The sequence below is a fragment of the Rufibacter sp. XAAS-G3-1 genome (assembly GCF_013623775.1).
GTDB lineage: Bacteria > Bacteroidota > Bacteroidia > Cytophagales > Hymenobacteraceae > Nibribacter.
Genome location: NZ_JABFAM010000006.1, coordinates 330,011 through 343,640, shown reverse-complemented (window position 1 = coordinate 343,640; position 13,630 = coordinate 330,011). Strand labels below are relative to the sequence as shown.

Here is a 13,630-nt window from a genome sequence, read left to right as displayed (position 1 = left end):
GGGAAGCCTGTCCTTAGCCGCTTGATGTTCCGGCAGAAAGGATTTACCCGGAGCGGGTCTGCGGCCCGGTGATAGGAGTGAGGCGAGCCTCCGGCCCTGCCGGAAACCTCCGGCGGGAGGGTGTGACACCCGGGAAGGATATTTTTTACAGATGGCGCCGCGTTTTCGCTTTCTTTTGAGAAAAACAGACGTAAAACAACCAGCCGCAGCCTTCAATGGTAAGGGTGGCCCGCAAAGATTCATCAGCTAAAAACAAGTCGATCTAACATCTAACCATTATGAAAAAACTTCTTTTACTTTTAGTCGTCCTGCTTTTCTCAGGTAGAATGGCCTATGCGCAGACCTTCACCTTGGGGGTGAAAGCGGGCATAAGTTCCTCCAGTGTGGACTTTGATAACCCTAGTTCTAACTTCACGCAGTTCAAGGAAGAGGATAACATCACGGGTTTCCATGCCGGTGTCTTCACCAGGTTTAATGTGCTGGGCTTCATGCTGCAGCCCGAGGCCCTCTTAACTTCCTCGGGGGGCAAGTTTCAGATGCCCAATGCAGATGGAACGGGCACCACCGTGGAGGAGATTGGCTTTACCAACCTGGATGTGCCTATTCTCATAGGTTACAAACTAAGCTTTCTCCGCGCCTATGCGGGGCCGGTTGCCTCAGTGCTGATTGACAGTGAATCTGATCTGGAAGACTACAAAGAAGCATTCAACTCCGCTGACTGGGGCTACCAGATTGGGGTGGGCGTAGACATCTCCCGCCTCACCGCCGATGTGCGCTATGAGCGTTTGAACAGACCATACACTGACGCAAACGGCACTGTTGATGTCAGGAACAAACAAGTAATCCTGAGTTTGGGCTACAAGCTTTTCGGGAAATAAGAGCATGTTTAAATTTCATCTTTGCGCTGCAAATTGCCATAAAAAGAACCTGCGTTCGCCTTTTTCTCGCCCCGTAGCGCTGCTACGCGGCTCAAAAAAACCTTCCGCAGAACCTTTCTCTGACTAGTTGAGCCAGCAAACCTGAAATTTAAACAAGCTCTAATGGGTTTCGCATTGCCAGCAGAAGCCGATCTGCTTCAAAAGCAATCCCCCCGTTTAGCGGCTGTTTTTCAAAAAACGGCCGCTAAATGGGGGGATTGCTTTAATACAGGTTAGTGCTCTGGAACGTCCCAGTTTATATCCGTTTTGAACGTAGAGGGGAATGGTTGGAGCGTCAGAATTCACTCATGGTTCCTTCTGTGGCTTTCTGCAGGGTTTCTATGTTTTCGGCCATTCTTTGAAGGTTAAAGCGTGATTGCCGCTTCGTTTATGGTTGCGTCCTGCGGTTGTTCCGTTTTCGGGAGGTCACGGTTCACCATCCATTTGATAGGGAACCGGTCGGTCAGCATCCCGAAGTAAGCTCCACTTTTCCGCCTTCAGAAAGGGCATTGAAAATAATGGAGGCTTCCTCTATACTTTGGTTTCCTAATTATTTTTATAAAAGAGGTGGTAAAAGGCTAGTTCGCGTTTGACTTATTCAACTCATTGATATTCAGAAATATAAATGTCACGTACAAGATGTTCTCCATGGTGAACGAGGGGTTGGCGCGGTCTGGCAAGGCCCTTATGTTTAAGGTACAGCTGGTGGGGCGCTCCAAGGAAACTAGAATCACCAACGGTTTATTCAGCATTACCCCAGAATTGGTGGTGCAGGATGCTTTTAAGACCGACCTCATCATCATACCCGCGGTGCACGGGAATATGCAGAAGGTAGTGACAGAGAACCAGGAGTTTGTGGCCTGGATTGTGAAGCAGTACAAGAACGGGGCCGAGGTAGTGTCTCTCTGCATCGGGGCTTTTCTGCTGGCATCTACCGGCTTGCTCAAAGGCCGCAGCTGCACCACCCACTGGCTCATGGCCGAAGAGTTCAAGAAGATGTACCCAGAGGTAAACCTGGTGCCCTATAAGATCATCACCGACGAAGGCGGCATTTACACCAGCGGTGGCGCGTACTCTTCCCTGAACCTTATTTTATACCCCGTAGAGAAATTCGCCGGTAGAAACATGGTCGTCAGGTCTTCCAAGATTTTTGAGATTGACATTGACCGCCACAGCCAGTCGCCGTTTATCATCTTCCATGGCCAGAAAGAGCACCAAGACGATGCCGTCAAGAAAGTGCAGGAGTTTATGGAGCATAATTTCCAGAACAAGATCACCGTGGAGGAACTGGCCGAGATGTGTTTTCTGGGCCGCCGCAACTTTGAGCGCCGCTTCAAGAAAGCCACTTCCAACACCGTGGTAGAATACATCCAGCGCGTGAAGATGGAGGCCGCCAAAATGGGGCTGGAAACCTCCCCCGGAAACGTAAACGAAGTCATGTACTCCGTAGGTTACTCAGACACCAAAGCGTTTAGAACCACTTTTAAGAAAATCACCGGAATTTTGCCGCTGGAATACCGGAACAAGTACAACAAAGAGGCGCTGGAAATGGCGTAATTTCTAGGAAACGCCCTCAAAACAGTTGTTGTTAAGCAGCTGTAGCTTCTTCCCTCCTTGTCCTCCTGAAAGGTGCTTGGTGGCGAACGGCAATGGCGTTTGTTTACAGCTTCTCCAGTTTGCCCATATGATCCTTTCAGGAGGACAAAAGAGGATAGAGTAGGATGAAATGTTTTCGGGAAACACTCCCTAAAGCCGTAAAAGGCTACCTGAATACCCTAAAACTGAAACCGGCACAAAGGTAATAGTCTGGCGCTTCTTCGTTCAAGCCCACGCCCGCAGAGACATCAAACTGTATGTCATACCGAGGCGAGAAGGTAAAGCCGGCATCGGCGGAATGGCTCCATTTTCCCTGCTCCGGTTTCTCCCCGAAAAGCTCGGCATACAATCCCCAACGTTCTCCCAATCCTGTCCCTAATGCCAGGGTGTAAATCCCAGAGCCTGATGGTGAGTCACCATCCCATTCATACCCCACATTATAGCCTAAGCTAAGCTTCTCAGAAAGCGTATGGGCAAAGGACAACCGCAAGTCAGGAGCCATAAATCCTGGTTTGAACTCTGATGAACCCGAGGGGAAGGTGAGGTGCCCTATAATGGCAATCTCAGGAAAGAGGCCATTTTCCTCGGCCACATAGATCTTGGTGCCTATGGCAAAAGCGTCTAATCCGCTGGCGTCTCCGGCATCACTCTCGTCTGGCCTCGTGGTTCTGTGATAACCCGCGATTAACCTAAGTTCAAGCCGCTCCAGAATACCGTATCTGAACAGGGCTGATGGGTGCATGTAGTCAATGGTGGTTTGTCCGTTTTGACGGTGTTTTTGACGAAACACCCCTAATTCCACTTGCAGCGAGCCCACCGGAATCACACTGGAGGCTTCCGTCTGGTCTGGCCGATCCGTCTGAATGGGCGAATGCGCCTTCGCACTGTCGGGCGCTACCTGGGCAAAACAGAAGGAGGGGAGCAGCATCAACGTGAGCAAGGTAAAGAGTTTCATGGGCTAGTGCAGTTGTGTAGATATTTTTATCTACTGGCAAGTCTAATAATAAGTTTAGGCTTGTCTAAAAAAACTAGCTGAAATAATTCTCCTGGTTTACTCCACGCATTTCTAAAACACCGCTAATGAAAGATTCTCTTCTTTGTCCTCCTGAAGGATCTTGGTGGCGAACGGCACTAGCGCTCCATCAAAGCTATTCAAGTTCGCCACCAAGATCCCTCCAGGAGGACAGAATGTATGTTTATAATTTGTCCAATTATTTATAAAGCGTGATCACTCCTTATTGCAATCAAACATAAACTCGGAACTACCTGCGGACTCTGGCCGCTACTTGGAATATACAAAGCGGCGGGGCGCCGAAGGTAACCCACACTCGCCAGAGGCGAGCGAGTGCTCTGTTTCAGTTTGGCGGTAATTCTCCAAGACTACCAATCACTTTTACTTTTCCTTTCCTACACAGTGAAGTTACCTGCAGATTCCAACTTTTGATTGGCTGCAGCAAGCCGCCCTCCCTGCCATTTTTGAGCTGTTTTGGGAAAATCAGCAGAAAAACGCCAAAGTAGTATGCATGCCAACTAATTTTTAGTCATCTTCGTAATCTAAACCCATCATCTTGTTGTAGGCTTGCTGCAACTCAGAGAAGGCGTGTTGTTGCCCAGACTGCCGGGCCACCTGCATGCCTTTCTGGTACGCCTGTTGGGCAAGTTGGGGCTCCTCTAGCTGCAGGTAGAGGCTGGCCGCATGGTAGTAAGTGCCTACGTATTCTGGATGTTCGGCCAGCAGTTTTTCATAGTAGAAGCGGGCTTTACCGGTGTCTGTGGGACGGTATTCCGTAGCAATGGCGTAGATGGTGAACGGATCACTGGGATCTTCTTCGTAGAAGGCCAGGAGTTGCGTCAATCTGCTGTTGGTCGTTTCCATTTGATGAATTATTCTTTTAAATTGCCCACAAAATTAACTTAATTAAGCTAACCCTAAGTTAAATGAAGATCTTAGTTTGCATTAGCAACGTGCCTGACACCACCACCAAAATAACCTTTTCGCTTGACGGCAAAGCGTTTAACACGGCTGGTGTTCAGTTTGTCATCAACCCATACGATGAATACGCCCTTACCCGCGCCATTGAGCTCAAAGAAGCCCAGGGCGGCAGTGTAACCGTTTTGAACGTGGGGGAAGCTGATACGGAACCAAACATCCGGAAAGCTTTGGCCATTGGGGCCGATGACGCCATCAGAGTTAATTTGAAACCCACCGATGCCTTTCTGGTGTCGCAGCAGATTGCCCACTACGCCCAAGAAGGCGGCTATGACCTTATCCTGATGGGCCGTGAGTCCATTGACTACAACGGTTTCCAGGTGCACGGCATGGTAGGCGAGTTGTTAGGCATTCCTACCATTGCGCCCGCCATTAAACTGGACGTGAACGGTTCTACCGCTACCCTGGAGCGCGAGATTGAAGGCGGAAAAGAAATCATTGAAGCTTCATTGCCGTTGGTGGTGAGTGCGCAGCAGCCCATGGCCGAGCCCCGCATCCCTAACATGCGCGGTATCATGACTGCCCGCACCAAGCCCCTCAAAGTAGTGGAGCCGGTTGGGCAAGACGCCAAAACCAGCGTTCAGAACTACGAGTTGCCGCCTGCTAAGTCTGGGGTGAAGATGATAGACGCCGAAAACGCCGGTGACTTGATTAAATTATTGCGTAACGAAGCTAAAGTTCTATAAGCATGTCAGTATTAGTAGTGATAGAATGCGCGAACGGCGAAGTGAAGAAGTCTTCCCTGGAAGCCGCTTCGTACGGAAGCAAAGTAGCCGCCGCGCTGGGTACCTCGGCCACGGCCGTTGCCATTGGCGATGTGCAGGCGAACGCCCTGGCCAGCCTGGGCGAGCAGGGAATTACCAAAGTTTTATTAGACAATGACAGCCGCCTGCATGATTTTGTGGCCGCTGCCTACGTGAAAGTAATCTCCAAAGCCGCTGAGTCTGAAAATTCCAGCGTAATTGTGCTTTCCAACTCCAACATTGGCGCCGCTATTGGCTCGCGTTTGGCGGTGAAATTGGGGGCTTCTTTGGCCACCAATGTGGTAGCTTTGCCGCAGATTAACGGTTCTTCGTTCACGGTGCGTCGCGGGGTTTTCTCCGGCAAGGCGTTATCAGACGTGGAATTGTCTTCTGATAAAAAAATTATCGCCGTTAAGAAAAACGCGGTAGACATTGAAACCACCGCTGGCGGTACGGCTACGGTAGAGAATTTCTCCGCTGATTTAGCGGATGCCGACTTCGCGACGGCGCCCAAAGAAACCATCCGCCAGTCTGGCGACATCCTGTTGACCGAGGCTGATCTAGTGGTTTCGGGCGGTAGAGGCTTGAAAGGCCCCGAAAACTGGCATTTGATTGAGGATCTGGCCAAAACGCTGGGTGCCGCCACTGCCTGTTCCAAGCCCGTGGCCGACGTGGGTTGGAGACCGCATCATGAGCACGTGGGCCAGACCGGTATTACCGTGAGCCCTAACTTGTACATTGCCGTGGGTATCTCTGGGGCCATCCAGCACCTGGCGGGGGTTAACTCTTCTAAAGTAATTGTCGTTATCAATAAAGATCCAGAGGCACCGTTCTTCAAAGCCGCAGATTACGGCATTGTGGGGGATGCGACTGAGATTGTCCCGAAATTGATAGAAGCCGCCAAAGCTTTAGACAAATAGAAGAGAAACTGTGAAGAAAATTGAGCTAGAGATTCTGGGTTTGTCCTCAAGCCAGTCGCAATCTGGATCGTTCGCCCTGGTATTGGGGGAGAAAGAAGGAAGCCGCCGTTTGCCTATCATCATAGGCATGTTTGAGGCGCAGTCCATTGCCATCCAGATTGAGAAGATTAATCCTACCCGCCCGCTAACCCATGACTTGTTTAAGTCGTTTGCGCAGCAAATGGAGGTGAGCGTGCAGGAGATTATGATTTCGGATTTAAAAGAAGGCGTGTTCTTCTCCAAGATTGTGTGTACCGACGGCGAGAAGGAGTTTGAGCTGGACGCCCGTCCGTCAGACGCCATTGCCATTGGCCTGCGTTTTGGGGTTCCTATTTACACGGTAGAGTCTGTCTTGTCAGAGGCCGGTATCATTTTAAGTGATATGGAGGAAGACGAAGACGAGGAGGAAACCGATGAAATCCCCACCTCGTCATCCACCAGTGTTTCCACTTCCGGCAGCGGGAAAAGCAACCTAAAGGAAGTATCTGTGGAGGAACTGAACACCATGCTGAACGAGGCATTGGAGAAAGAAGATTACGAACGCGCCGCCAAAATCCGCGACGAATTGAACAAACGGAATTAAGCTATTTCCTGTATTGAAAAAGAAAGTCCTGGGCCCAGCCTGGGACTTTTTCTTTTTAATCAGAATTTGGTTTAATTTTGACGATATTTCTCTTCTATGTTATCTGTATTCCAGGGCCTCATCGGCTATTTTATCTTAATAGGAATTGCTGTGCTCTTCTCTACCAACCGCAAAGCCATCAGTTGGAAATTGGTAGGGGTAGGGATTCTCATCCAGATCATCTTCGGGATACTGGTTACTGAAATTCCATTAGTAAAAGCCGGTTTTGAAGCGGTAAGTGAAGGGTTTGTACGGCTTCTGAGCTTCGCCGACGCCGGGGCCGAGTTTCTTTTTGGCGAGTTGGCGAAACCTGACTCTCCCGCCGGAACCGGGTACATTTTCGCTTTCAAGGTGTTACCTACCATTATCTTCTTCTCTACTGTCACGGCTGGTTTGTATTACCTGGGGGTTCTGCAGAAAGTAGTGTATGGTATTGCCTGGGTTATGTCAAAAGGAATGCGCCTGTCGGGCGCTGAAAGCCTTTCAGCGGCCGGAAACATCTTCCTGGGCCAGACAGAGGCTCCTTTGCTCGTGCGTCCGTTTATAGCGAACATGACCCGTTCTGAGTTGATGTGTTTGATGACGGGTGGTATGGCTACGCTGGCGGGTGGGGTATTGGCCGCCTACGTGGCTTTCCTGGGTGGTGACGACCCCGCGCAACAAGCCATTTTTGCCGCGCACTTGCTTACCGCGTCTATCATGAACGCCCCGGCAGGTATTGTCATGTCGAAGATACTGGTGCCCGAAACCGAGGGCGACAAAATCAACACCCAATTAGAGGTCAGCAAAGAGTCACTAGGGGTAAACGTCATTGATGCCATGTCTACCGGCGCCGCCGATGGCCTTAAACTGGCCTTGAACGTGGGAGGTATGCTGTTAGCCTTTATTGCCGTAATTGCTCTGCTGAACTATCTTCTGCTAGGAATAGGTTCTTTCTCCGGCTTAAACGAGCTCATCGTGAACAGCACGGGAGGTAGGTTTGTAGGGCTCAACTTTCAGTACATACTTGGTCAGATTTTCAGGGTATTCGCCTTCCTGATGGGCAGCCCTTGGCAAGATACCTTACAGGTTGGTAGCCTTCTTGGCCAAAAAACAGCCATCAATGAATTTGTCGCGTACATGGACCTCGCCAATATGAAAGCGCAGGGGACTCTCTCGGAGAAGTCAATCATCCTGGCCACCTATGCGCTCTGCGGTTTCTCTAACTTCAGTTCTATCGCCATCCAGATTGGCGGAATTGGCGGTATGGCCCCAAGCCAGCAGGGGAACCTGTCTAAATTAGGCTTACGCGCCTTGTTAGGCGCTTCCATTGCCTGTATGATGACCGCTACCATTGCGGGTATTTTATTTGAGTTGTAGAAGATTATTCGTTTCATCAATCAGAAAGCCCCAGCCAATTGACTTTGGTGGGGCTTTCTGATTTAGGTGTATTTTTTCTACCTGGTAAAATTGACAGTTAGAACTGCTTTCTAACGAACCTGTTTAGTATTTTTCATTAACCGGCATTTAACGCCGTTTCTCTGCGGCAAGTGCTCGCTGTGCCGTCGTTTTTAGGCTATTTTCATGAAAACAGCCTAAAAACAAGTGGTTTATCTGTGCATTATTGCATACATCCGCTGGCACCCCGTTTATAGGCTTCTTTTATGAAAACAGGCCAAAAACTCTAAACAGCTTCTAACGTATGTAAACAGAATTAGCCTGACCTCCTTTTTTTATTGCATCCTAAAAGGATCTTGGTTGCGCGGGGTAATAGGGCTCCTTTAAAGCTATATCAGTTCGCCCACAAGATACTTTCAGCATGACAATATAGAAGCTGTTTAGGGTTTTGTGCCTGTTTTCATAAAAGCAGCCTAAAAACGACAGTACCAACAACGCTTGCGATACTGCACAGATAAACCTCTTGTTTTATGCCTGTTTTCATAAAAGCAGCCTGAAAACGGGGTACCCGCGTACGTTTGCTCCAGAGGAATTGCTTTAAAAGCCGGTTAATGAAAAACCCTAAACAGGTTCATAGTACAAAGCAGGTCTGTCTCAGGATTCATACCACTGTTGAATATTGGTGCCGCTTGGAAGGAGATGGCGGAGCGCCCGAACCCACCCCTCCCAGGAGGGGAATACGCCTTTGCAGGGGATAGGAATGCGTGAGCCTGCGTGTGTAAACACCCCCCTTCGCCCCCTTCAAAGGGGAAGTATCTGCTTTAGAGGGCAGATGTACTAAGAGGAAGAAAGTTCAGTCAACACTTTCTTCCTCCTTTCCCAGTTCCCGTCTTCCCCGAGCGCGCCTCGCTTTTGGCCCTGGACAGACCTCAGCTAAGAGAAGAGAACCTCTCAGGCCGAAAGGGCAGTGCGAGAGGGGAAGACGGGGCCCCGCGGCCGTGAGCGCATACCGCCAAAGATGGAACAACACAGCACTTGCACCCACGCAAAAAGCAGCCAAGCCAAGGGAACAGCCAACTGCATGCACCCACCCATCTCTCCAAAGAAGCCAATTCAAAGCGCAGAAAGGAACCAATAGTTCTAAGCCTGTTTCCTGAAAAGACCGCAAAAACAGAAGGGTAGCTTGTCAATCAAAGATTATTCTTCTCGTTCTCCTCCTCCTGCCGTTCTTCCTCCTCAATCTGCTCTACCTTTTTGGCATCGCGCATGAGGCGGTTAGAGAAGATAAAATCATTGAGTTCTTTCACGCGCGTGTCCATGATGGTACTGCTGTGTCCTTCCCAGAGCTTTTTGCCTTTGTAGAGAAACATCACATTATCCCCGTATTCCAGCACCGAGTTCATGTCATGGGTCACTACAATAGTGGTGATGTCATACTCAAGGGTGATCTCCTTGATCAATTCATCAATGGTGATAGCCGTAAGCGGATCCAGGCCGGAGTTGGGTTCATCACAGAAAAGATAGGTGCAGTGCGGGGCAATGGCCCGGGCAATCCCTACGCGCTTCTTCATCCCGCCACTTAGCTCAGAGGGCATTTTATTCCCGGCTTTTTCCAGGCCCACCCGCTGCAAACAGAATTCCACCCGCGCCAGCCGTTCTTCACGGGACATGTCTGTGAGCATCCGCAGCGGAAACTCCACGTTCTCGCTTACCGTCATGGAGTCAAAGAGCGCGCTGCCTTGAAAAAGCATCCCAATCTTACGCCGGATCTCCTGTTTGATGTCTAGTTTGTTGTTGGCGAAAATACGGCCGTCATACGTAATGCTGCCCAGGTCGGGTTTTACCAACCCCACAATGCATTTCAGCAAAACGCTTTTACCCGTACCACTGGCGCCCAACAGCATGTTCATCTTGCCAGATTCAAACACCCCGTCAATGCCATCCAGCACCTTAACGCCGTTGAATGTTTTATGAATATTGTGGATCTCAATCATAGTTGTTCGGGCTTAAATCTGCTGTCTTGCTTTTAAAAAGTTACAGCAAAATCTGCGCACATAAAAAGTCAGCAATCAAAACCGCAATAACGCTGTTGGTGACCGCTTTGGTACTGGCCCTGCCCACCTCCAATGCACCTCCCTGGGTAAAATAGCCCTGGTAAGATGAAATGCTGGAGATCAGAAACGCGAAAACCACAGATTTGATCAAAGCAAACGTAATGTTATAGGGAATAAAATCTGTGCGCAGACCGGTTATGTATTCCTGCCCAGACAGAGCCCCGGAAAGACTTCCTGCCAGGTACCCTCCTAAAATGGAGAGAAACATGGAAACAATGACCAGCATGGGAAATACCAGCAAGGCGGCCAGGATTTTAGGGGTAACCAGGTAAGAAGTAGAGTTAATGCCCATCACTTCCAACGCATCTACTTGTTCGGTAATACGCATGGTGCCCAGGCCGCCCGCAATGCTGGAGCCTACTTTGCCGGCCAGTACAATAGACGTAATGGTAGGGGCCAGCTCCAGAATAGTCATCTCCCGCACCATGAAACCAATGGTTGATCTTGGAATTAAGGCGTTGGTGAGGTTATAGGAAATCTGCACGCAGGTTACCGCGCCAATAAACGTGGAAACAACCGCTACAATAAAGATAGAGTCAATACCTATGATAATTGCCTCATCTATGGTTCTGTTAAAAAGGATGCGGGGAGATTCACCTCTTTTGACAAGGTTTGATAAAAAGAGCAAAAATGCACCAAAGGTTTTCATGCAATACGTTGAAGGATGACCATGCGGGTGTGCCGCAATGGGGGTGATTAGGCCAATCTTGGTTTCAAATGTCTATATTACGTTGAAAAAAGAAAAAACATCATTGCCATGCAAAAATATATAGTGGTAACAGGCGGTACCAAAGGGATAGGCCGGGCTATTATTGACCGTTTCGCGGCCGAAGGCTTTCACATCATCACCTGTTCCCGAAACCAGAATGACCTGGAAAAACTGAAGCTAGAGATGGAGCAGAAGTACACGTTCTCTAAAGTGTTCTTTCTGGCCGCCGATGTGAGCCAGGAAGGGGAGGTGCGTCGTTTCCTGACCTACATCCACTCCCTGAAAGTGAAGGTAGATGTGCTGGTGAACAACGCCGGTTTCTTTATTCCGGGTACCATTCACAACGAAAGCGAAACCGTGCTGCGCGAGATGATCAACACCAACCTCTACAGCGCCTATGACTTAACCAAAGGCCTAGTAGGCGACATGATCAAGCGCCGCGACGGCCATATCTTTACCATCTGCTCCACCGCCAGCATCACCGCGTATACCAACGGCGGCTCTTACTGCATTGCCAAGCACGCGCTTTACGGCATGACCCGGGTGCTGCGCGAAGAACTGAAGGAGCACCACATACGGGTAACCGCCGTGCTGCCCGGGGCCACCTACACCGCCAGTTGGGAAGGCGTGGATTTACCCAAAGAACGCTTCATGAAACCCGAAGATGTGGCCAACGCCATCTGGAGTGCCCACTGCCTCTCCAAACAAACCGTGATAGAAGAACTACTGCTTCGCCCGCAGTTAGGTGACATTTAAGCGCCGTTCTTAGAAAAACACCATGGAAACAAACGAATATCAGCCAGACTGGGAGGTGTATTTCTGCCAGATAGAGCACAATCCGGCCTTCATAGGGGTAGACTTAAACCTGCAGAAGATGGCCCCGGTAGAGACCCAGAACAAAGTCATTGAAGTCACCGTGCCGCTGGCTTCTCCCGGCGAAGACGGATTTCCGGCGGAATCAGAATGGGAAGCCCTGGGGCAGATAGAAGACGCCCTGGCAGATACCCTGGAAACAAACCTGGAAGCGGTCTTCGTGGGGAAAACCCTGAACGCAGGCCTCCGGAAATTTTACTTCTATGCCGAAGAAGTCTTGCTGGCCGAGCATTACCTAAGTCAGGTGAGGGAAAGTTTTCCGGGGTATCAGTTTGAAGCCGACATCTGGGAAGATCCTGAGTGGGAAACCTACCTGGAATTCCTTTTCCCTGAACCCATGGACTTGCAGAAAATCAGGAATGGGAAAGTGCTGCGGCAGCTGGAAGAAAACGGAGACAACCCGGCTATTTCCCGGCAAGTAACCCACTTTGTTTATTTCCAAGACGAAGCTTCGCGGGAAAAATTTTGGGCCGGGATATCCGCTCAAGGCTACCAAAAAGTAGAGGAGCGTTTTGACCCAGATTCAGAAGAAACACCCTATATACTGCAAGTAGCTAGAGAAACCACAACCGAGCAAGAAGCCATCAACGAAGTTGTGCTTTCCCTCTGGCACCTGGCCCAACAATACAACGCGGCGTATGACGGCTGGGAAACATCCATAGAAACCGGAGACGCGGCTTCTTGATTTATAAGTAGGAGGTACAAATTCTTAGATCAGTTTTGTCATCCTAAAAGGATCTCGGAGGTAAACGCCATTGCCGTTTGCCACCGAGATCCTTTCAGGATGACAAGTAGAAAAGAAGATATAGTTGTTTCAATCATAGTACCTGCTGTTTGTTATCAAATTAAGACCTTTTTACAAAAAGAGGCTGAAAACAGTGCTTGTGAGAACTGAATCAGAGTGACTAAGTCCTATTTTGATTACAACCTTATCTCCGGTCAGGAAAAAAGTAACAATTAAATTTAGGTAATTCTCTTTTGATTAAATTTGAACAAATTGAACAAATTCTAAGATATGGAACTAGAAGGAAAAGTAGTGGTGATCACCGGTGCCAGCCGCGGGATTGGTCTGGCTGCCGCCAAGATGTTGCTAGAGCAAGGAGCTACCGTGGTAAGCTGGAGCCGTTCACGCCCGAAGATTTCGCACCCAGATTTCTATTTCTTTGAATGCGATGTGCGCCATGAGCATTCGGTGTGGGCAGCCTATGAGCAAACCGAAGAACGCTTGCGGCAAAACATAAGTGTGCTCATTAACAACGCCGGGTTGGGCATTCAAGGTGCCTTAGACACCATGAGCCCCAAAGACTGGCATACCATGATGGATACCAACGTGAACGGCATTTTCTACTGTACCCGGTTGGTGCTGCCCGCCATGAAACGCCTGCGCGAAGGCCATATCATCAACATTGCCTCTATTGCCGGCTTGATGGGCAGCGAGAACCTGACGGGCTATTGTGCTTCTAAATTTGCGGTGCGGGGGTTGTCAGAGGCCTTGTACAAAGAAGTGCGCAATTACGGCGTGAAGGTGACCTGCATCTACCCGGGCTCCACAGACACCAACTTTTTTGACAACTTCGACGGGATCACCAACCAAGAGAACATGATGCAGCCCGAAGACATAGCCTCCACCATTGTGCATGCCTTGCAGTCTCCGCCCAATTACCACCAAGTGAACATTGAGGTGCGGCCGCTCATGCCCAAAGGGCCCATGCCTTCTAAAAAAGCCTAAC

At 49.6% G+C, this 13,630-nt stretch carries 13 protein-coding genes; 9 read left to right on the top strand and 4 right to left on the bottom strand.

The window, feature by feature from the left end; translation table 11 throughout:
- Positions 1–278 precede the first annotated feature (278 nt).
- Together HHO50_RS08135 and HHO50_RS08130 are read left to right on the top strand one after the other, a co-directional pair.
- Entirely contained in the window at positions 279–878 is a 600-nt protein-coding gene (locus HHO50_RS08135) for a porin family protein (RefSeq protein ID WP_181305504.1), read from the top strand.
- Positions 879–1,604: 726 nt separating this feature from the next.
- Positions 1,605–2,474 (top strand): GlxA family transcriptional regulator, encoded by an 870-nt coding sequence (locus HHO50_RS08130; protein WP_255478652.1) that lies wholly within the window; start codon positions 1,605–1,607, stop codon positions 2,472–2,474.
- 205 nt (positions 2,475–2,679) lie between these two features.
- Here HHO50_RS08130 and HHO50_RS08125 read toward each other — a convergent pair whose 3' ends face one another.
- Both HHO50_RS08125 and HHO50_RS08120 read right to left on the bottom strand, forming a co-directional pair.
- Positions 2,680–3,468, bottom strand: coding sequence for a transporter (locus HHO50_RS08125; protein ID WP_181305503.1), 789 nt, complete (start codon positions 3,466–3,468; stop codon positions 2,680–2,682).
- A 582-nt stretch (positions 3,469–4,050) separates the two neighbouring features.
- Positions 4,051–4,389, bottom strand: a complete 339-nt coding sequence (locus HHO50_RS08120; protein ID WP_181305502.1) for a tetratricopeptide repeat protein — start codon at positions 4,387–4,389, stop codon at positions 4,051–4,053.
- A gap of 62 nt (positions 4,390–4,451) precedes the next feature.
- Between HHO50_RS08120 and HHO50_RS08115 the strand changes: the two genes are divergently transcribed.
- From HHO50_RS08115 to HHO50_RS08100, 4 genes are all read left to right on the top strand, one after another.
- A complete protein-coding gene (locus HHO50_RS08115; protein ID WP_181305501.1) occupies positions 4,452–5,189 on the top strand; it encodes an electron transfer flavoprotein subunit beta/FixA family protein in 738 nt (245 codons plus the stop codon).
- 2 nt (positions 5,190–5,191) lie between these two features.
- Positions 5,192–6,166: an electron transfer flavoprotein subunit alpha/FixB family protein gene (locus tag HHO50_RS08110; RefSeq protein WP_181305500.1), complete on the top strand. Its 975-nt coding sequence runs from the start codon at positions 5,192–5,194 to the stop codon at positions 6,164–6,166.
- Positions 6,167–6,176: 10 nt separating this feature from the next.
- Positions 6,177–6,788 (top strand): bifunctional nuclease family protein, encoded by a 612-nt coding sequence (locus tag HHO50_RS08105; RefSeq protein ID WP_181305499.1) that lies wholly within the window; start codon positions 6,177–6,179, stop codon positions 6,786–6,788.
- Positions 6,789–6,884: 96 nt separating this feature from the next.
- Positions 6,885–8,186, top strand: a complete 1,302-nt coding sequence (locus HHO50_RS08100; protein ID WP_181305498.1) for a NupC/NupG family nucleoside CNT transporter — start codon at positions 6,885–6,887, stop codon at positions 8,184–8,186.
- Positions 8,187–9,394: 1,208 nt separating this feature from the next.
- Here HHO50_RS08100 and HHO50_RS08095 read toward each other — a convergent pair.
- Together HHO50_RS08095 and HHO50_RS08090 are read right to left on the bottom strand one after the other, a co-directional pair.
- Entirely contained in the window at positions 9,395–10,198 is an 804-nt protein-coding gene (locus HHO50_RS08095; RefSeq protein ID WP_181305497.1) for an ABC transporter ATP-binding protein, read from the bottom strand.
- Between the two features lie 40 nt (positions 10,199–10,238).
- Positions 10,239–10,967 carry an ABC transporter permease gene (locus HHO50_RS08090; protein WP_181305496.1) on the bottom strand — a complete coding sequence of 243 codons (729 nt, stop codon included), beginning with the start codon at positions 10,965–10,967 and terminating at the stop codon, positions 10,239–10,241.
- A 108-nt stretch (positions 10,968–11,075) separates the two neighbouring features.
- On the opposite strand from HHO50_RS08090, the gene HHO50_RS08085 reads away from it, so the two are divergent.
- The 3 genes from HHO50_RS08085 (at position 11,076) to HHO50_RS08075 (ending at position 13,629) form a co-directional block, all read left to right on the top strand.
- Positions 11,076–11,783 (top strand): SDR family oxidoreductase, encoded by a 708-nt coding sequence (locus tag HHO50_RS08085; protein ID WP_181305495.1) that lies wholly within the window; start codon positions 11,076–11,078, stop codon positions 11,781–11,783.
- A gap of 22 nt (positions 11,784–11,805) precedes the next feature.
- Positions 11,806–12,585, top strand: a complete 780-nt coding sequence (locus tag HHO50_RS08080) for a DUF695 domain-containing protein (protein WP_181305494.1) — start codon at positions 11,806–11,808, stop codon at positions 12,583–12,585.
- 330 nt (positions 12,586–12,915) lie between these two features.
- Positions 12,916–13,629 carry an SDR family oxidoreductase gene (locus HHO50_RS08075; protein ID WP_181305493.1) on the top strand — a complete coding sequence of 238 codons (714 nt, stop codon included), beginning with the start codon at positions 12,916–12,918 and terminating at the stop codon, positions 13,627–13,629.
- Position 13,630: the final 1 nt, after the last annotated feature.